Origin of the sequence: Sphingobium sp. CFD-2 (assembly GCF_024611135.1) — a bacterium.
Taxonomy (GTDB): domain Bacteria; phylum Pseudomonadota; class Alphaproteobacteria; order Sphingomonadales; family Sphingomonadaceae; genus Sphingobium; species Sphingobium fuliginis.
Map to the genome: position 1 here is coordinate 20,095 of NZ_CP084409.1, position 16,426 is coordinate 36,520.

At 61.4% G+C, this 16,426-nt stretch carries 26 protein-coding genes; 20 read left to right on the forward strand and 6 right to left on the reverse strand.

Translation table 11 applies throughout. The annotated features are described in order from the left end of the window. The first annotated feature begins 409 nt into the window (after nt 1-409). The 11 genes from LDB29_RS28310 (at nt 410) to LDB29_RS28360 (ending at nt 7,482) form a co-directional block, all read left to right on the forward strand. Complete coding sequence (locus LDB29_RS28310) at nt 410-646, forward strand: hypothetical protein (protein WP_022684645.1); 237 nt, start codon at nt 410-412, stop codon at nt 644-646. 399 nt (nt 647-1,045) lie between these two features. Continuing rightward, on the forward strand, nt 1,046-1,306 hold the full coding sequence (locus tag LDB29_RS28315; RefSeq protein ID WP_022684511.1) for a hypothetical protein: 261 nt from the start codon (nt 1,046-1,048) through the stop codon (nt 1,304-1,306). A gap of 2 nt (nt 1,307-1,308) precedes the next feature. Beyond that, a complete protein-coding gene (locus LDB29_RS28320) occupies nt 1,309-2,760 on the forward strand; it encodes a DUF4942 domain-containing protein (protein WP_257558832.1) in 1,452 nt (483 codons plus the stop codon). 316 nt (nt 2,761-3,076) lie between these two features. Further along, nucleotides 3,077-3,325, forward strand: coding sequence for a hypothetical protein (locus tag LDB29_RS28325; protein WP_021223029.1), 249 nt, complete (start codon nt 3,077-3,079; stop codon nt 3,323-3,325). Further along, nucleotides 3,322-4,131: a hypothetical protein gene (locus LDB29_RS28330; RefSeq protein WP_056379693.1), complete on the forward strand. Its 810-nt coding sequence runs from the start codon at nt 3,322-3,324 to the stop codon at nt 4,129-4,131. The genes LDB29_RS28325 and LDB29_RS28330 overlap by 4 nt, the downstream gene beginning before the upstream one ends. Before the next feature lie 11 nt (nt 4,132-4,142). Beyond that, a complete protein-coding gene (locus tag LDB29_RS28335; RefSeq protein ID WP_031293059.1) occupies nt 4,143-4,766 on the forward strand; it encodes a DUF6884 domain-containing protein in 624 nt (207 codons plus the stop codon). Nucleotides 4,767-4,818: 52 nt separating this feature from the next. Continuing rightward, nucleotides 4,819-5,097, forward strand: coding sequence for a hypothetical protein (locus LDB29_RS28340; protein ID WP_191225261.1), 279 nt, complete (start codon nt 4,819-4,821; stop codon nt 5,095-5,097). A gap of 221 nt (nt 5,098-5,318) precedes the next feature. Continuing rightward, entirely contained in the window at nt 5,319-5,636 is a 318-nt protein-coding gene (locus LDB29_RS28345) for a hypothetical protein (RefSeq protein ID WP_021223033.1), read from the forward strand. Between the two features lie 617 nt (nt 5,637-6,253). Continuing rightward, complete coding sequence (locus tag LDB29_RS28350; protein ID WP_072598985.1) at nt 6,254-6,727, forward strand: hypothetical protein; 474 nt, start codon at nt 6,254-6,256, stop codon at nt 6,725-6,727. 231 nt (nt 6,728-6,958) lie between these two features. Further along, nucleotides 6,959-7,180, forward strand: coding sequence for a hypothetical protein (locus LDB29_RS28355; protein ID WP_004213291.1), 222 nt, complete (start codon nt 6,959-6,961; stop codon nt 7,178-7,180). 62 nt (nt 7,181-7,242) lie between these two features. Then, nucleotides 7,243-7,482, forward strand: coding sequence for a hypothetical protein (locus tag LDB29_RS28360; RefSeq protein WP_056379691.1), 240 nt, complete (start codon nt 7,243-7,245; stop codon nt 7,480-7,482). Between the two features lie 15 nt (nt 7,483-7,497). On the opposite strand, the gene LDB29_RS28365 is transcribed toward LDB29_RS28360, so the two are convergent. Further along, on the reverse strand, nt 7,498-7,758 hold the full coding sequence (locus LDB29_RS28365; RefSeq protein WP_226998750.1) for a hypothetical protein: 261 nt from the start codon (nt 7,756-7,758) through the stop codon (nt 7,498-7,500). 32 nt (nt 7,759-7,790) lie between these two features. Beyond that, nucleotides 7,791-8,048, reverse strand: coding sequence for a helix-turn-helix domain-containing protein (locus LDB29_RS28370; protein ID WP_056379689.1), 258 nt, complete (start codon nt 8,046-8,048; stop codon nt 7,791-7,793). A gap of 155 nt (nt 8,049-8,203) precedes the next feature. On the opposite strand from LDB29_RS28370, the gene LDB29_RS28375 reads away from it, so the two are divergent. The 9 genes from LDB29_RS28375 to LDB29_RS28415 all read left to right on the forward strand — a co-directional run bounded on the left by LDB29_RS28375 (nt 8,204) and on the right by LDB29_RS28415 (nt 14,632). Next, nucleotides 8,204-8,938 (forward strand): sigma factor-like helix-turn-helix DNA-binding protein, encoded by a 735-nt coding sequence (locus tag LDB29_RS28375; RefSeq protein WP_056379686.1) that lies wholly within the window; start codon nt 8,204-8,206, stop codon nt 8,936-8,938. Continuing rightward, complete coding sequence (locus LDB29_RS28380; RefSeq protein ID WP_021223037.1) at nt 8,928-9,626, forward strand: recombinase family protein; 699 nt, start codon at nt 8,928-8,930, stop codon at nt 9,624-9,626. The genes LDB29_RS28375 and LDB29_RS28380 overlap by 11 nt, the downstream gene beginning before the upstream one ends. 393 nt (nt 9,627-10,019) lie before the next feature. Beyond that, a complete protein-coding gene (locus LDB29_RS28385; protein ID WP_056379684.1) occupies nt 10,020-10,334 on the forward strand; it encodes a single-stranded DNA-binding protein in 315 nt (104 codons plus the stop codon). A 106-nt stretch (nt 10,335-10,440) separates the two neighbouring features. Then, nucleotides 10,441-10,692 (forward strand): helix-turn-helix transcriptional regulator, encoded by a 252-nt coding sequence (locus LDB29_RS28390; protein WP_007016081.1) that lies wholly within the window; start codon nt 10,441-10,443, stop codon nt 10,690-10,692. A gap of 66 nt (nt 10,693-10,758) precedes the next feature. Further along, nucleotides 10,759-11,049, forward strand: a complete 291-nt coding sequence (locus LDB29_RS28395; protein ID WP_056379681.1) for a hypothetical protein — start codon at nt 10,759-10,761, stop codon at nt 11,047-11,049. A gap of 30 nt (nt 11,050-11,079) precedes the next feature. After that, nucleotides 11,080-11,838 (forward strand): ParA family protein, encoded by a 759-nt coding sequence (locus tag LDB29_RS28400; protein WP_191225260.1) that lies wholly within the window; start codon nt 11,080-11,082, stop codon nt 11,836-11,838. Next, on the forward strand, nt 11,835-12,860 hold the full coding sequence (locus LDB29_RS28405) for a ParB/RepB/Spo0J family partition protein (RefSeq protein WP_056379680.1): 1,026 nt from the start codon (nt 11,835-11,837) through the stop codon (nt 12,858-12,860). Before LDB29_RS28400 ends, LDB29_RS28405 begins: the two co-directional genes overlap by 4 nt. Before the next feature lie 190 nt (nt 12,861-13,050). Continuing rightward, on the forward strand, nt 13,051-13,602 hold the full coding sequence (mobC, locus tag LDB29_RS28410) for a plasmid mobilization relaxosome protein MobC (protein ID WP_021223042.1): 552 nt from the start codon (nt 13,051-13,053) through the stop codon (nt 13,600-13,602). Beyond that, complete coding sequence (locus tag LDB29_RS28415; RefSeq protein WP_056379678.1) at nt 13,589-14,632, forward strand: relaxase/mobilization nuclease domain-containing protein; 1,044 nt, start codon at nt 13,589-13,591, stop codon at nt 14,630-14,632. The genes mobC and LDB29_RS28415 overlap by 14 nt, the downstream gene beginning before the upstream one ends. Nucleotides 14,633-14,644: 12 nt before the next feature. Here the strand turns inward: LDB29_RS28415 and LDB29_RS28420 are convergent, their stop codons facing one another. From LDB29_RS28420 to LDB29_RS28435, 4 genes are all read right to left on the reverse strand, one after another. Then, complete coding sequence (locus tag LDB29_RS28420) at nt 14,645-15,292, reverse strand: IS630 family transposase (RefSeq protein WP_056379675.1); 648 nt, start codon at nt 15,290-15,292, stop codon at nt 14,645-14,647. Beyond that, on the reverse strand, nt 15,228-15,590 hold the full coding sequence (locus LDB29_RS28425; RefSeq protein WP_070936432.1) for a helix-turn-helix domain-containing protein: 363 nt from the start codon (nt 15,588-15,590) through the stop codon (nt 15,228-15,230). The genes LDB29_RS28420 and LDB29_RS28425 overlap by 65 nt, the downstream gene beginning before the upstream one ends. Before the next feature lie 94 nt (nt 15,591-15,684). Continuing rightward, nucleotides 15,685-15,915 (reverse strand): hypothetical protein, encoded by a 231-nt coding sequence (locus LDB29_RS28430; protein ID WP_056379769.1) that lies wholly within the window; start codon nt 15,913-15,915, stop codon nt 15,685-15,687. 59 nt (nt 15,916-15,974) lie between these two features. Beyond that, the gene (locus LDB29_RS28435; RefSeq protein ID WP_056379772.1) at nt 15,975-16,424 is read right to left on the reverse strand and encodes a hypothetical protein; all 450 of its coding nucleotides are present in this window, start codon (nt 16,422-16,424) and stop codon (nt 15,975-15,977) included. Nucleotides 16,425-16,426 lie beyond the last annotated feature (2 nt).

Genomic DNA, 16,426 nt, shown 5'->3' on the forward strand with positions numbered 1-16,426 from the left:
TGAAGCGCGTTTCGCGCGCATTCTCGCCAATCCGTTGTATAGCCCCCATCGAGCGAGGGCGAGGGACTGTGACAGCGGCCCTTCGCAAATCCTCTCGCTCAAAGGAGGTGATGTGATTTGACAGCATATGAAGCAGCTCAATTGACGATCGCAGCCGTCGCGCTCGTGATCGCAATTGTGAAGCTGGGGAAGTCCGATAAGGGCTGATCTAGCGGGGCGGGTGGTCTGACAGGGCCGCCCGCCCTAAATGTTTGAACCCGCCGTGTGACAGCACGGCGGGTTCAGGTAGGTGCGTGAAATGAATCAGCACACGAAGCATTGCCTATATAGCCCTTTTCCCTTGCCAATCCAATAACCGGCGTGCGCGCGTGGTGTTCCCCGTCTGTTCCCTTTGGCGCATAAGCGCCCAATGGCCGCGAACTATAACCGCCCCAAGCCCATTGATCCTATCTGGTATCGGCAAGGCTGCTATCTGCGCATCCATTGCGCTTGTGGTCGCCGCGTCGTCGCTCCGCTGGGCGACTTCGCCCGCTCACGCCGCATTTCTTTCGATACCCGCATTTACGAGCTGATCGCGCGGCTTCGGTGCAGCCAGTGCCGCCGCAAGCCTTATGCGGACGTGTCGCGCAACCGCTCGGGCAATTAAAATGACGGAGGATCCGATTGCTCGGATGCTTCCGGCGCTATCCGTTGGGCATGTCGCCGGCGACATGCCGCAGCATCCGCTAGGTCGCCGCTATGCTATGACCTGGCGGGCGCTTTTCCCTAGATTGAGGCGGCAATGCCGCCGCGTCCGCTGTTCGACTTTGGGGCCTGTTCCTGCCCCCTCCCGCAAGGGCTGGACCGTCTCGGCCGCTGTGCGGCCTCGCTTGGCGATCAGGCGGGTTTCCCCGCCCTTCCTTCGCTTCGCTCCGTGCAGGACGGGTGATCCCCCTCCCCCCTGATCGGCCCTGACTTGCGGCATTCCCCGCCCCTGCTCGCCGCTGGGCAGAAGTCGATGACCCGTCATCGCCTTCGGCTCCATTCAAGGCAGGGAAAACAGCACATGACCGACATTCCGTTGGCAACGATTCTTCGGATCAACGCCGCACGCACCATTCCGCTCGCTCGCTATGAGGAAGAGGGCAATTTTGACCGCTTCGGCTACATCAAAGACCTTGCCGAAAATCATGGCGCTGACCTTCCCGCCGTCATCGAGATTGCCGACCTACTAGGACCGGATGAAGATTTTGACGGCCTTGTGACCACCATCGAGGACGCCGCCGAGGGCTTCGGCTTTGGTGCTCTTATCATCGGGGGGGCGTGAGCATGGGCCAGGAGCTTATGACGCCCGCGCAGATTGCGGATATTTGCGACGGCCGAGATAAGGCCATAGCCCTTTGGCTGGGCCTCTATGACACCTACCATGCAACCCGCGACGAGGCGGCGCGCCTGACCCTTGGCGGCGCACTGTCGCTGTCATGTGGCCGCGACTGGACCGAGGACACGTTGACCCGCGCTTTTATCCAGTCGCAGCCTATCGACCAGCGCGACAAGGAGACGGGAGCGCGCAAGACCATCGACGCACGCTACAATTTCGAGCGCGTCTTGACGCACACGATGGACCGCCGGTGCTGGGCGGCCCTCATGGAGCAGCTGGGTTTTGACCAGCTGCTAGACCAGCAGGCCCGGAAGGAGTTTCATGACGGCTTGCGCGATGATCCCGTGCCGTTCACGCCCGACAACTGCGCCGCGACTTTCGGGAATATCTGGACCAACCGGCGCGACCTTTATTTGCGCGGCATCGCCAACGTCTTCGCCAAGCTGGATCGCCGCTTTCGCTCGCACAACGGTTTCAAGATCGGCGCGCGTCTCATCATCGACCGCGCCTTGAACGAATGGGGATCATGGGACCGCTACGAGCGCCGCGACACGTTGCGGGACGTGGAGCGCGTCTTTCTGGAACTGGACGAAAAGCCCCCTGTTTCAGAGGGCCAGAGCATCGCTTCACAGGTTGCCGATGCCGCGCGCGTGCGCGGATCGCTGCCAACCGTGATCGAGGGCGACTATTTCCGCGTTCGCGTCTTCAAGAATGGCAATCTGCACATATGGTTTGAGCGCGACGACCTTTTGCAGAACGTGAATCTGTTGCTCGCGGAATACTACGGCGAGGCTATCGGTGACGGCTATGAGACGACCGAGGCCGAAGCGGCCCCGGCCTATCATATCACGCCCGCCAAGAACTTCGGCGCGTTCATGACTTCCCCGGAGATCGCCGCCCAGGTCATCGAACATGCGAGGATTAGCACAGGCCAGCGCGTTCTAGAGCCTAGCGCGGGGAAGGCCGCGCTTGCTTCGGCCGCGCGCAACGCCGGTGCCGATGTAACTTGCGTGGAGCTGCAACCCGGCTTCGCCCATGAACTACGCATAATCCATGGCTTTGCCGATGCGATCGAGGGCGATTTTCTTGCGCTGGACCCGGCCCATTATGCACCGTTCGACGCGGTGATAATGAACCCGCCTTTTGATCGAGGCCGCGACTGTGACCATGTGCGTCATGCCCTCGCCTTTCTCAAGCCGGGAGGCGTGCTGGTGGCGATCATGAGCGCGCGGGCAGAGTATGGCGAGGATCAGCGCCACAAGGCGCTACACCGCATGATCGCTGCTTGCGAGGCGATCTATTTCCACGGCCGCAAATGGATCGACCTTCCCCCCGGTTCTTTCGCCCACGCCGGAACCAACGTGAACACCGTTTTGCTTGCGATCCGCAAGCCTGGCTGATCGGTGCAGGCGGTGGCAGCTGCCACCGCCTGTCCTGGCGCAGATTGAGGCGGTAAGCCGCCGCGCTGATTTGTCGCGTTTGGGGCCTGTTCCTGCCCCCTGCCGCAAGGGCTAGACCGTCTCCGCCGCTGCGCGGCTCCGCTTGGCGATCAGGCGGGTTTCCCCGCCCTTCCTTCGCTCCGCTCCGTGCAGGACGGGTGATCCCCCTCCCGCCTGACCGGCCCCGTTTGCGGCATTCCCCGGCCCAGCGTCGCCCGCTTTCGGCAGAAGTCGATGACCCGTCATCGCCTTCGGCTCAATTAGGAAGGGAAAGCCCGTGAAAATCCGTATCTACCGCCAGACCGAGCAAGACTTTGACCGGATCGAGATCGAGGGCGCGACCTTTGAAACCATCGTCAACCGGGCAGCGGTCGAGGGGCTTCAATGCAGCGGTTACAACAGCAATCCGAGCCAGCGGCTTGAGTTGCAGGGCGCACCGAAATTCAAGGGCGTTTGCGGTCCTATGTGGGATGGCGATGCGATCCGCTACGAGTGCAGCGCCACCTATGCGGAGTTGAGCGCATGAGCGCCGCCGCCGCGATCCGCACCGCGCAGGCCGACGAGCTGGGCGACCAGATCATTGCCGCAGGCTTCGCGCCGAACGGCTTTCTGCTGGACATTAACGGGGCGCTTGATGTGCCCCGCGACTTTCCCCTTTCCGCGCCGTGGAATCTGCCGTCGCGCCTGTTCCAATTCCCCATTGAGGTTATCCGCGCAGAGCAGGACGAGCCGCGCAAGATCGGCCTTCGCCATCCTTTGCTTGCCGCCCATCCTTTTGTGCAGCACGTCGAGCGCGCGCTAGGGATCGAGATCGCTCGCGATGGCGTGACGAACCGCCACGGCTACAGCAATCGCGCTCATTCGCTCTGGCATCATGCGGTGGACCTTATCAGCGCCGGGAAATGGCGTGACTTGCTGGAAACGCAGGAGTTCACCGAGCCGCGCAACATCTTCAATGCCGTTGTCTATGGCCTGACCTACTCGCACCATGAGGACAAGAAGGCGAGCGGCCACATCAGCACCGGGGAGGCCCGCCAGATCATGCGGGAAATGGGAGCGACCGAGCCGACCGATCGCGCCGCCATGCTGCGCAGCTTTTCCGCCCCGTCCCCGTGCCAGCAGGATCGCGGGGCCGAGCATTGGCCGATCAATCTTCACGGCCCATGCGCCGAGGATAAGGCATGGTCCTTCATCGTCGGGATTGAGGACGGTTGGTTCTCCTATGACCGTTCGGGTTTCCTGCAATGGTCCCCCAAGGGCCGCGACCGCTATGCCGCAGGCGATAGTGACAGCTACACCGAGGCGAGCGGCCAGACCGCTTTCGCCTTTTGACGGGATCGAGCATGGCACGTCATTGCATCCGAGAACCCCGCTACATTCCCCCGGTGCAACGCATCGGGGAACAACCCGACCTGTTCGGCGGCCCGACCCTTTCCCACGTTGCCGAGCGTAAGGGGCCGCCGAAAGGATGGCAGCGCCAGTTGCAGAAATGGGGCCGCTGCACCGTCATTGCTGATCTTGAGGCCGCACCTTTGCCCGCAATTGAACCGGCCCCGCCCCCGCCTCCGATTTTCCTTGTCGCTTGCGTAGCGGCGAAACTGGACCGTCCCGCCCCGGCGCGCGATCTTTACATATCGCCATGGTTTCAGAAGGCACGCGCCTATGTCGAAAGGCAGGGAGGGCCATGGTTCATCCTGTCCGCAAAGCATGGCCTGATCGCGCCGGAAACCGTGATCGCGCCTTATGACGAGACGCTATGCGCGATGAAGGCAAGCGCGCGCCGCCTTTGGGGCGCGCGCGTGATCGAGGCGATGGCCGACCAGATCGACGCCGCTGCGCCGCTGATCGTTCTCGCAGGCCGACACTATCGCGACCCTTTGTGGCCGCAAATCGAGCGGCGCGCGTCCGCGCCGATGGAAGGGCTTGGGATCGGCCAGCAACTCGCTTGGCTCGCTCAAGAATGGTGACGGAGTGCAGCTTGCCGTCAGGCGGTTTGACACCTTAAATTAGCCTGTGATTATGGACGCCCCCTCAGAACCCTTGTGGACGCAAGATCAGGCCATTGCCTATGAGGCAGCGCTTGAGGCGATCAATGACGTGATCGCCGGTTACAGCGAACAAATTGCACTGGAACAGGACCGTCAGAAGCCAGATGCAGCGCGTATCTCGTGGCTTGAAATGCGGACGGATCATGCGTCCGCAACCAGTCATGCCCTTACCGTCACCGATGATGAGAATGTCCGGCAAGCACTGCTGGAATACAGCGCCATGGTGCGGGCGAGGGAAGCCCCAAGGTAGCGGTCTGCCCTTCGGGCAGGCGTTGATTTGTTAAATCCCCCCGTCAGTGTCCTCCTAGCATGAGGGACGCACCAGGCCGCATCAAGGATCGGCGGTCCCCCCAATTTGCTGCGCAAATCGGCTCCCCCACCGCCCGCTAGCGCGGCCGCTTCGCGGTCCCTGACCCGACCCGGCGCGACCCTCCCCTTGGCCTTGCCAATTCCGGCAACAAGGAGGTTGTTATGTCTCATCGTCTGTTCGCTCAGCTGGCTTTCGAGCGCGCGCTTGGAAATGCAGCGATCGACGCCTTGAGGAATGCGGTCAACGACAAGGACCATTTCGATGCGGAGAGCATGTGGCCGAAAGATCCGATGTTCATCGGCAAGACGAGCGCCGACATCGAGGCTGTTTCGGCCGAGCTGGCGCAGATCATTGCGGATCGCATCAAGGATGTGCTGGACGGTCCCGGCATCCGCAACATCGAGCGCGGCGAGTGCTTTGATCCGCAGCTTGTCGCCTTAGTCCTAGAGGCCAAAGCAAAGCGCGGCCAATCCGGCTGACGCCGGGGGGGCGGGCCTGGCCCGCCCCTTTTCGCCCGTTGACCGAAACCGATGATCTCGGTGCCCCATCCAGTGCGGGCCTAGAGCTTATCGTTTAACGCTGGCTGCATTTTAGGTCGATCGCGCCCATTGTGAGCTGCGAAGGCGAACCGCCTTCGCGCGCCACTTCCTCATCAATGCAACGTTGCCTTGGGCTGCGCGTGTCCTTGGGCTGTTCTTCCACAACGTAAACGGTGCGGCCATCGGGCGTGACTACGGTTCGCACCGGGGGTCTGTTCGTGCGACTAGCCCCCGGCTGCGCCGGCACCACATACACGGTGCGGCCATCTGGCGTAGTGACGACGCGCGGGTGTTCTCTGGCAGACTGCGCGGCAACCGGCGCTGCGATCGAGAGCAACGCGCATATCTTCAATGAATTTGCCGCTACGCCCATACGCCTTCCTCACCAACCATCAGGATATGAGCCTGCGCGCCACCGACCGCAAGCAAGCGATCACAATAAGTTGATTGGCGTCGGCCCGCCCCTTCGCGTTACTTTTCAGGGGCGGGGAATGATCCCGCTAACGGGAGCCGGATAACCGCGAGGACCGGTCCCACAACCTGAAAAGGAGAGAGCCATGAAAATGGCTGTTCGCGCCATGCTTGGCGCATTGGCGACGCTTGCCCTGGCAAGCCCATCGTTCGCAGCGACCGTTGCACCAACGAGCTACCCGTTCACCCTCAAGGGAGGTGGGAACGTGGTTCAGGGCAGTAATATTTGGGCTTGCGGTTGGACTTGGCAGGCGCAAACCACCTCATCCACGGGCGGAACAATTTCCGGCGGTGTCGGAGATACCAATCCGAATTGCGGCCAGCTTTCGGTGCCCGCCACCACCTGGTCAGCTACGTCAGCTACGACCGGGGTTCTGCATGGATTCAGGATCATTGGCGGCAACCTCAATGGTTGCAGCACGTCGCAGAACGTGCCCTTCACCATTATGAAGAGCGGAAACAACGCAACGTCGTTCTTTTTCAATTCGGTGAATTTCGGGTCTAGCTGCAACTACAATGCTAACCTCAACACCGGGGCCGCGCTGACCGTAACTCCGTAGCCGCGTGCACGGGCCGGGGCATCGAACCCCGGCCCGTGCAATCTCTTCTCTCTGTGTGTCGTGGCATTTTGGCATGGGTGCGCGCCAGCTTTCAAGGATCGGCGGTTCCCCCAATTTGCTACGCAAATCGGCTCCCCCACCGCCCGCTAACGCGGCCGCTTCGCGGTCCCTGACAGCCGGCGCCGGTGCCCATGCCGGGTGTCTCCCGTCACCAACGAGAAGGAGAACCGGATGCACATCAAATTGTTTAGAGCACTGAAAGCGGCTAATCTGTCCGACGACGCCGCAGCGGAAGTTGTAGAGGCTATTGAGGAGTATATCGCCGTGAAGGTTCAGGAGGCGAACAAGGGAATCGAAAGCAAGCTGACGGCGCAAACCTGGGTCATCGGCAGTGTCGGTTTCGTCCTCGCAGTCATCGGCCTCGCGCCCGCATTCATCAAACTGTTCCAGTAAGACAAAGGGAGGCTTCGGCCTCCCTTTTTTTGCCGAACCGCCCGATTGTCAGGAGACGCAAATTGACCGACTTCGCACAAGCACGGCTCGATATGTTCGAGAGCGGTTTATTCGGCCAGGGCAATGCTTTCTGGCGCTGGATCGCCACGGACGAGGCACGGCCCTATCTGGCCGCGTTTGCCGCCGATCGCGCGCCTCCCCGTGAGGGCGAGTTTTTCGCGGTCGATCTTGCCGCAGAGGATCTACTTGATCCCGATCATCTGGCCGAGCTGGCCCAGCACATCGAGGCGGCGCACGGCTAGCGCCATGCGCGGGGTTTATCCGCGAGCGGCTTTGCGCTGTTGCTCTGCCACGTCGCGGATCATAGCTGCCCAGCATCCCAAGATCATGCCCTCTTCGTTATCGACTTCGCTTGTCGCTACCGCATAGATACCCAACAAGTTTGCGACCTCGCCCGTCTCGACAATGCCTTGGCGCGCAAGCAGCGTGGCAAAAATCGAGAGTGCTCCCCCCATTGCCCGCACCAACGGCGCATCTTGTGGCAGGCGGTCAAATTCGCGGGGCGGGTTACTGGACATAGATCGTTCCAATCAAATAAAGCGACTGCCTTTCAGGACTTATCGTCGGAAGTGCTATCCGCTGCCAATAATTCGACAACCGATAATCTGAAAACATCGGCAAGGCTCTCCAAGGTCGCAAGCGTTGGATTGCCTTGTCCGCGAACCATGTATGAAATATGCGACGCCGCAACGCCCGAGCGTTCGGACAACTCCCCTTGAGTTATGCCTAGTTTCTTTAGTTCGCGAGCGATGTTGGCCCCGAGCTGGGTCATCAACGGCGATGTTCGTTTCAGGTGTAGGGTTGGCATCGCGCTCGTTTCCTTTTCGCTAGGCGCAGAATGTCGGTTCCAACGGCATGGCGCAATAGGGTTGCTCAAACGGCTTTCTGCGCCATGGCTTTCGCGCCTAGCGCAGATGGTATAGATTGTGCGCCATATTTGGACGAGCGAGGTTCAAACCCTGCATGGACGGTCAGGACGACGCGATGAAATCGGCCATGGAGCTGTTCGCAGCTCGGCTTGCAAAGCGCGATGTGGAGAGGCCGATTACCGACCATCGAACCATCGAGCGGTTGATCGCGATGCTGGAGCCGCATGAGCAACAGGTTGTCCGCTTGCGGATCGGGCTTGGCCCCTCTCCCGCGCTCACTCTAGCCGCGACTGCAAAGATCGTCGGTGTGTCGCCAAGCCGCATCGGCCAAATCGAGGACAAGGCATTCCGAAGGATCAGATGGGTCTGCAACAACATAGACATTCACGATCGTTCGGCGTTGGATGCTTTGATCGCGCGCCGGCATGATGAAGCGGCTGAGGCCGAGCGGATCAGGAAACGCGATGCCTTGCAAAAGGCGCTAGATCAGGAGCGGAAGCGCAAGGCCAAGCAAGACCGGGATGAGGTCAGGCGAGCGAAGGCGCGCGATTCCGCTTGGAACCGTAAACTACGCATGGCGCAGGCTGAGCTTGATCGGATGAAATCCGACGCTCAGTTTTTTGCCGAACAGATCGCTCAAATCGAGCAGCGCGCTAATTGGCTGAGGGCAATTTTGCCGCGCGACCGCCAATTAGCGGCGCTGCGCGAACAGGCCGATGAAATCCGCGATGCGATCGCGAGCGCAGAAGCCAGCATATCCAACATGCTGGCTTCTCCCCCGGATGGTCCCCAGCTAGGCAAGGAAGCTTCAACAAACGATGGCCACTGATATTGAGCCGTCCCCTGCCCTCGCGCCGCAGATCGCCCGCGTTTATTTGCGCGTCAGCACCGATGCACAGGACTTACGCCGACAGGATGCCATCGTGGCCGAGGCGAAGGCAGCGGGCTATTATGTCGCGGCAGTCTATCGGGAGAAGGCATCGGGTGCCCGTGCCGACCGCCCCGAGTTGCTGCGCATGATTGCCGATCTTCAACCCGGTGAAGTGGTGATTGCCGAGAAGATCGACCGGATTAGTCGTCTTCCCTTGGCCGAGGCCGAGCAACTGGTTGAGACAATTCGTGCGCGAGGCGCGCGACTTGCCATCCCCGGCGTCGTGGACCTGTCCGACCTCGCGGCCGACGCCGAGGGCATCGCCCGCATCGTGCTCGAATCCGTTCAGGCGATGCTCTTGAAGATCGCCCTGCAGATGGCCCACGACGATTACACCGATCGGCGCGAGCGACAGCGCCAAGGTATCGCCTTGGCAAAGGCCGCAGGCCGCAGTGGAGGGCGCAAAGGCGATCGGGCAACGCACGCCCGCATTGTGGCATTGCGCGAGGCGGGCAAGAGCATCGCCAAAACCGCAGAGCTGGCCGATTGCGACCGCAGCACCGTCAAGCGGGTATGGGCGGCCCACCGTGCCGCCCAGGTGCAAGAACCCAGCCCTCAACGAAATCACCATGAGCGGAATCGCTGATCGCCCTTTCTGTTCGGCTTCAAGCCGGTGGCAGCTGCCACCGGCAGTCCCCTGCCCGCGTCATCGGACTACCAGCCAGGGCAAGAGCGGCGGAACCGCGACAGGGTTTTCCAATCGCCGCCGCGCCGATCGAGCGCAGCGACCTATGAGCGCCAATGGCCGGTGGCAGCTGCCACCGCCGCCAGTCCAAATTGCTGCATCTACTCGGGCCGTTTCCTTTGGGCGTTGCTGTCTGACGGATACGAACTCCGCATCACCACTAATGCGGGCAAGCAGAAAACCGGCCTTCGGCCTTGGGTTTCCGCAAGCGGACCCTCCCATTTTCAGCTTGCCCGCGTGGCTCAGCTCCGCCGCAAAAAATCCGTCAGCAACGCTTATCCAAAGGAGACTACCATGCAGAACATCGCTGAATTTCGGATCATCGGCCGCGTTGGCAGTGTCGATACGACCGATAAAGTCACCCATGTTTCCGTCGCCGCGAACTACAACCGCAAGGATGGCGATGAATGGAAGACCGATACGCACTGGAACCGCGTGACGTTCTTCCGCCAGCTGGCAGAGCGCGCCGCTGACTTGGGCAAGGGCGACCTGGTTCACATCACCGGACGGGTCCGCCAGAACAGCTACGAGAGCAATGGCGAAACCCGCTACTCGGTGGACCTGATCGCTGAGGGGCTGGGTATCTTGGCTCGGGGCGGGGCTGACTAAGCCCCCTTCCTTTACCTAAAGCGGGCGGCCTGGTGGCCGCCCTTTTTTGTGGACAATGCCATTTACAGACCCTAACAAGAATAGGGTATAACTATGCGAGGCATCTGTGGCGGCCAAACTGTTCAATCGTGTAGCGAGCTTGCGCGTCGCTTCCGGACTTACGCAATCCGAGCTGGCAGCGAGGATTCAAGTCTCACCTGAAACAGTCGCGGCCATCGAGAACGGCAGGCAGGACGCCACTTTGCTGACGGCGCTCCGTATGTCGCGTGCCCTGCGAACCGAGGTGCCGAACATCTTCAGGGAGCAGCCTTTCCCTAAGTTGATCGGCTCCGAGCGAGGCGAGAGCCGAACAGCTTAGGAGGCCGCTATGCGCCGTGAGATTGCCAGCAAACTTCGGCGCGCAGCCAGCGTGCTACGGACTGTCATGCTTTGGGCATCGCTTGCCCTGTGGCTTGCGATCGCGGCAATCGCGCTGATCGTCGTCCTTGCAGTCGGACTCGCGGCCTATTTCGCTTTTGGCTGGCTCGGAGTGGGAGCCGTCGCCGTCTTCGTGCTGATCGTTTTCTTCGGCAAAGACCCACCGACCGAACAGACCGGCCCGCGCCGCAAGGGCAAGGGCCTCAACCTGAATGACGATCCGAACCCATGGTATATGCAGTCGCAGTATCGCTTCGGATCGGGAAACAGCGCCGCCCATAACCGCTGGCACAAGTAGCCCGTGGCGCAGCCATTGAAGGGATTCTCAATGCGAACAATCGTAGTGACCAATGAGCGCGGCGGCATCGGCAAGACCACGCTTACCTGTCATATCGCGTGGCATCTGGCCGAGCAGGGCAAGCGTGTCGTGGTCCTGGACCTGGACAAGCAATGCCACAGTGCCGGGATGCTGAAAGCGGAGTTCGAGCAGATCGGCCCGGTTCAGTCGATTCTTGACTTCGAGCCGAACAAAGAACCTCCGGCGCTGGCCTGTTTCAAGAACACACGCCAGATCGTCGAGTTGACGACTGACAGCCCGCAGCAAGGCCAGCACATCGGCGCTTATGTCCGCGCCATTCGTGCCGGCCTTGCCAAGCACTACGACTACTGCGTGATCGACACTGCACCCGCGTGGGATGGCCGGAACCTCATGGCCTTGATTGCGTCCGATTATGTCGCGGTCCCACTGGACCCCGACAAAACCGCGCGTCAGTCGCTCAACGAAATCTCGCAAAGCATCAGCCTTGCAAACAAGGTGCGCGGGGAGGGGAACGCGACCCGGTTCGGGATCGTGTTCAATCGCGTTCAGACAACGAGCGAAGTTTCAAAAATGCTGATGGACCGCATTGGGCAGGCGCTTCCTGCCAATGTGGTGCCGCACACCATTCCACACCGCGAGCACATGCGCGAGGCGGCTCTACTCGAAGTTCCCGTTTGGCGCTTGGCAAAGGACACGCGGCGTAGCGCGCCGATCGTGCGCGAAGTCGTCTCCTACATTGTCGATCAAGCTGAGAGGGAGGCCGCATGAGCAAGGCAGCTGTCAAACCGGCGAAGAAGAGCTTTGCCGACTTCGATATGGACGCGATGGACTTTTCGGCCGTCCCCGCGAATACCGAGTTCAAGGCCGCTGGACGGTTTCAGCGCCTTCCGCTCGATGACATTGATCCAGACCCCACGCAGGTTCGCCGAGAGTTCGACCAGGCCGAGATTGATGCACTGGCCGCGACCATCAAGGACCGCGGCTTGCTGCAACCCATCGTTGTCGCGCCAACGTCGAATGGTCGCTACATCATCCGCTACGGCGAGCGGCGCTATCGCGCGTGCCGCCAGCTTGGTTTCGATCAGATCGACACCGTTCTGGATCAGGCGGACGCCGAACGCGATATTGGCCTCGACCAGTTTCTTGAGAACGAGCAACGCCAAGCCCTGAGTCTGGCCGAGCGCGTCAGTTTCATCGCGAGCCGCGTCAGTGATACGCTCTCGACAAAGGATCTAGCCGCGCGCATCGCCAAGCCGCATTCGGAAGTGAAGCGGCTCTACTCGCTGCGCACCTTGCCCGAGGACATTCTCGCCGCGTTGAAGAATTGTTCTCCGCGTGCCGCCGTCGCGATCAAACACGCGATCGAGCTGGACGAGCAGGCTACGCGCAATTTCGTGGTCGCAAACGAAAATCCAACAGCCGCCGCCTGTGAGCAGTTTCTTGCTACGCTCCAAGGCATTCCCGAGGAAGAGAGTGCGCAGGCCGGTGCCGCTAAAGCGATTGACGATCCAGCGCCGCCCCAAACTTCGCGCGCGCCGGTGGCAGTTGCCACCAGTGCGACGGATGAACGTCAGGAGCGGCCCGAACCGGATGCCCGCGCCGACGAGCGGGAAGGGGAGGGCGCAACGCTTGCCGATCCTTCCGATCACAAGCCGCGCACCCCTCGTCAGCCGAAAGAGGCCACCGACGCACCGGCCATCATCATTCAGGGCCGTCGCGGGATTGTTCTAAGCGGCCAGGTTACGGTTCGGTTCGACGGCGAGGCCGCGCCCCAAACCTTCGACTTCTGATAGCTTTTACCGTCCACGTTCACTCAGCATCGAGGCGACGTGGAATTTAGAGCGGTGGCAGTTGCCACCGCTTTTTGTTTGTGGGGTAGGTATCTACTGTATGGCAGGATAAGCCTTGCGGCGGCTAATGTTAACCGTTACGCTCAATCCCATCGGATCGCGCTTCACGGTTGGGAGATACCTACCCCACATGGAAAAGACGCTGGGCTTCAAGATCGAGGCGACCAAACTCGCAAAGATCGACGCGCTCGCGCAGACAAGGGGAGGGCGCGGCCCCTTTATGCGTCAGCTGGTGGACGCCGTGCTCCGGCAGTCCGGGGCGGCCAGCGAGGCCGCGCCTGTTGCCGACCGCGAGGCCGCTGGCGAGCATCGCCTTTATCTTCGTCCGACCGAAACCGAACTGGCCGTGATCCGCCATCGCGCAAAAGAGCGCCGCATGACCCCGGCGACCTGGGCCATGGCTCTTGTGCGGCGACACATCGGCATTGCCGCGCCTGTCGATCGCGAATTGCGCGAGGAGCTGTTGAATTGCCGTCAGGCGTTGCAGCGCATTGGGCGCAACGTGAATCAGATCGCCCGAGCCGCGAACAAGATGGCGCTGGCGGACAATGCAGCGGAGATCGCCGGCGAGCTGCAAAAGGTCAACGACCTGCGCGCGGCGATCGGCGCTGCCGTCGAAGGTATCGGCGCTGCTACGAAAGCTGACCTGTCCTATTGGGAGGTTTCCAGTGAGCGACTTTGACAGCAGCTTTGAGGCGGGACAGCTCGCCGCGCTGTTCAAACCAAAGCTGACCAGCGACCCGAACAGGCGCGGGGCTGACATGTTGCTGCGCTCGCTGAGTTCGAGGCGGGCAGGCCAGGGCGGGAGCACCCGGGCGCGGCTTGCCCGCGTTGTCAGCCGTGCTCCGGAGGTCATGGTCAAGGTTACGGGCAGGCCGAAGGGCAAGAACCACGCGGCTGCGCATTTCGACTATATCGGTCGAAAAGGCGATGTGCCGCTTGAAACGCGTGATGGCGACATTCTGACTGACAAGGAAGATCGGGCGGAGCTGGCGCGCGATTGGGGCGATCCTGTCTATTGGCGTGACAATTCTACCGTAGCCGCCGTGAGCATGGTTTTTTCGATGCCGTCAGGGACAGACCCCGACAAGGTTCTTTCAGCGGTGCGCGAGGTCGCGCGGAGCGAGATCGGGCATGAGTGGGATTACGTCCTGGCGCTGCATACGGACACACCGCGGCCCCACGTTCATGTGACGGTTGCGGCGCGCGGTGACACGGGAAGACGCTTCAACCCGCGACCTCAAACGCTGCATCATTACCGAGAGCGCTTTGCCGAGGAATTGCGGGCGAGGGGGGTTACAGCGGAGGCAACGCCTCGCGCAGCGCGTGGTGTCGGCCGAGCCGGTCAAAGCATGGCCCTGAATCGGATGCGGCAGCGCTACATGGCCGGCACCGCACCTGCGCCGTTTGCCAATCAGAAAATCACTGCCGCCGCACGCGACCAGCTGGCGGGACGGTCCACCGCTCCGGATTTCGTGGTGCGCGGGCGGCAGGCATGGAATGAGACGCATCGCCGCTATCTAGCCGCCGCCAAGCGGCTTGAGGTAAGCAGCGATCCAGCTGATCGCCAGCTTGCCGACCAGGTGCGGGAGTTTGTGGGGGCAGGGCGAACGCCTACAATCCATGAGCGATCGGTTGCCGCGATCGAGCGGAAGAGGCAGAACGAACGATCTAGGGACCGCGATCGTTCGCGTGAAGGGCCAGAACGCTAGAGTCAGACTCGCTCAGGTTTGCACATAGCCCGAGTGTCGGAGGTAGTTCGCGCATTCGGCTGGCCTGAAGCGGTTGAGGATGAGCTTGAGGGCGTCGCAGATGGCTTCGAACGATCGGGGTGCGGCGCGGCGTAGCAAGGCTTTGAGCTTGGCGAAGGCCTGTTCGATCGGGTTGAAGTCGGGGCTGTAGGGCGGGAGGTAGAGCAGTCCCATCCCGGCGTCCTCGAGGCATTGGCGGATCCCGGCCACCTTGTGCGCCGGCAGGTTGTCGCAGACGACAATGCTGCCCGGCCGCATCTCGGGGATCAGGTGTTCGACGAGCCATTGCCGGAAGATGCTGCCGTTCATCGGTCTGTCGATCAGCATCGGCGCGAGGATGCCATCGTGCTGGAGCCCGGCGACGAAGGTGGACGTCATCCAGTGGCCATGCGGCGCCTGGCCGTAGAGCGGCTTGCCCTTGCGACCCCAGCCGCGCAGCCGGGTCATGCTGGTCGTGGTCCCGGTCTCGTCGACGAACACCAGCGAAGCGAAGTCCAGCCCGGCCTGCGCCGCGCGCCAGATGTCGCGGGCGATGACGACATCGGGCCGGTCCTGCTCAGTCGCGAAGATGGTCCTTTTTTTTGTGCCGCAGCCCGAGCCGCCTGACCATCCGCCAGACACTCGCGTAACTGACCGCGACGCCGCGCCTGGCAAGATCGTCCCGCACCTCGCCCAGCGTCAGCTCGGACGCCTGCGCCAGCCGATCGGCGATCCATCCCGCTTGCTCCGTCAGCTTCGAGCGCCGGTCGCCACCCATCGGCCGCGCCGCATGGCTCGTCGTTCGCTGATAGCGTCGATACCAGTTGCCCGCCGTGCTCGGCGCGATGGCGAACGCCGCCCCAACGTCACGGCAGCTCCTCCCCGCCGCCATCGCCGCAACGACACGGTCGCGCAGATCATCTGAATAAGGCTTGCCCATCCCATGCCGGCCTCCGTCCCAGCCAGCACTCTGAATCAGAAAATCAGCCCGATGGGAATCCTCGCCGATTCAACTTGGTCGCATCCGACTCTAGCTACTTGCCGTGCTTGGTCCAACCAACGCTGTTTGCACGTTCCAAGGCGATCAAGGCGTCTGATACCGCCTTCTGCGCGACTAGAAGATATCCTTCGGCAATGCTGGGCCATGTTAGCTCATCGAACGGATTTGTGACGTTGCCGTTGAAATAATCGAGAGCTTCATGGGCGCGTGCAGCCGCCTCGATTACCTTGGCGGTATGTTTCTTTGCCCTGTCAGATTTCTTCATCGTGCCTCATGAGGCCATAGCCCATCAAGAGATCGCGAGCGGTGGCAGCTGCCACCGCTCTACCTTCCGTCAGTTTTGAGCCTGTCACGATCTACGGACAGCTGGGGTAGCACCGGATACTTTAAGGCTTCACGCTCCCGCGCCCGACCTTCATCTATCCCGTAAGATGTCCCAATCATCAAACCTACGAAGAACACGGGGATCATGAGCAGGAGCATCGAGCCGAAGCGTGTTCTACGGCGAGAGCTTTGGATCGCGAGCGCATCACGTTGCAGCTTGAGGGCTGTTATGATCGTCTCGGTAGCAAGGGTGATTTCATGGGCGTCGTCGCCCACATTTGTAAGCAATTGCTCAACGTCCGTCAGAGGGCGGTCCATCTGTTTACCCACTTCGCTTAGATCAGACCAAGCGAGGTTTCTGGAATGAATCACGCGAAGCAAGGTTTCAATGTGACGATCGAGATCTGACACGTCTCTCGACGCCACTGGATCAGGCCGGGGAATGTTCATCG

What these genes read in the sequence shown, in the direction of transcription:
- LDB29_RS28310 (WP_022684645.1), top strand. Translation starts at nt 410, where the DNA reads ATGGCCGCGAACTATAACCGCCCCAAGCCCATTGATCCTATCTGGTAT.
- LDB29_RS28315 (WP_022684511.1), top strand. Translation starts at nt 1,046, where the DNA reads ATGACCGACATTCCGTTGGCAACGATTCTTCGGATCAACGCCGCACGC.
- LDB29_RS28320 (WP_257558832.1), top strand. Translation starts at nt 1,309, where the DNA reads ATGGGCCAGGAGCTTATGACGCCCGCGCAGATTGCGGATATTTGCGAC.
- LDB29_RS28330 (WP_056379693.1), top strand. Translation starts at nt 3,322, where the DNA reads ATGAGCGCCGCCGCCGCGATCCGCACCGCGCAGGCCGACGAGCTGGGC.
- LDB29_RS28335 (WP_031293059.1), top strand. Translation starts at nt 4,143, where the DNA reads ATGGCACGTCATTGCATCCGAGAACCCCGCTACATTCCCCCGGTGCAA.
- LDB29_RS28340 (WP_191225261.1), top strand. Translation starts at nt 4,819, where the DNA reads ATGGACGCCCCCTCAGAACCCTTGTGGACGCAAGATCAGGCCATTGCC.
- LDB29_RS28345 (WP_021223033.1), top strand. Translation starts at nt 5,319, where the DNA reads ATGTCTCATCGTCTGTTCGCTCAGCTGGCTTTCGAGCGCGCGCTTGGA.
- LDB29_RS28350 (WP_072598985.1), top strand. Translation starts at nt 6,254, where the DNA reads ATGAAAATGGCTGTTCGCGCCATGCTTGGCGCATTGGCGACGCTTGCC.
- LDB29_RS28355 (WP_004213291.1), top strand. Translation starts at nt 6,959, where the DNA reads ATGCACATCAAATTGTTTAGAGCACTGAAAGCGGCTAATCTGTCCGAC.
- LDB29_RS28365 (WP_226998750.1), bottom strand. Translation starts at nt 7,758, where the DNA reads ATGTCCAGTAACCCGCCCCGCGAATTTGACCGCCTGCCACAAGATGCG.
- LDB29_RS28370 (WP_056379689.1), bottom strand. Translation starts at nt 8,048, where the DNA reads ATGCCAACCCTACACCTGAAACGAACATCGCCGTTGATGACCCAGCTC.
- LDB29_RS28375 (WP_056379686.1), top strand. Translation starts at nt 8,204, where the DNA reads ATGGACGGTCAGGACGACGCGATGAAATCGGCCATGGAGCTGTTCGCA.
- LDB29_RS28380 (WP_021223037.1), top strand. Translation starts at nt 8,928, where the DNA reads ATGGCCACTGATATTGAGCCGTCCCCTGCCCTCGCGCCGCAGATCGCC.
- LDB29_RS28385 (WP_056379684.1), top strand. Translation starts at nt 10,020, where the DNA reads ATGCAGAACATCGCTGAATTTCGGATCATCGGCCGCGTTGGCAGTGTC.
- LDB29_RS28395 (WP_056379681.1), top strand. Translation starts at nt 10,759, where the DNA reads ATGCTTTGGGCATCGCTTGCCCTGTGGCTTGCGATCGCGGCAATCGCG.
- LDB29_RS28400 (WP_191225260.1), top strand. Translation starts at nt 11,080, where the DNA reads ATGCGAACAATCGTAGTGACCAATGAGCGCGGCGGCATCGGCAAGACC.
- LDB29_RS28405 (WP_056379680.1), top strand. Translation starts at nt 11,835, where the DNA reads ATGAGCAAGGCAGCTGTCAAACCGGCGAAGAAGAGCTTTGCCGACTTC.
- mobC (WP_021223042.1), top strand. Translation starts at nt 13,051, where the DNA reads ATGGAAAAGACGCTGGGCTTCAAGATCGAGGCGACCAAACTCGCAAAG.
- LDB29_RS28425 (WP_070936432.1), bottom strand. Translation starts at nt 15,590, where the DNA reads ATGGGCAAGCCTTATTCAGATGATCTGCGCGACCGTGTCGTTGCGGCG.
- LDB29_RS28430 (WP_056379769.1), bottom strand. Translation starts at nt 15,915, where the DNA reads ATGAAGAAATCTGACAGGGCAAAGAAACATACCGCCAAGGTAATCGAG.
- LDB29_RS28435 (WP_056379772.1), bottom strand. Translation starts at nt 16,424, where the DNA reads ATGAACATTCCCCGGCCTGATCCAGTGGCGTCGAGAGACGTGTCAGAT.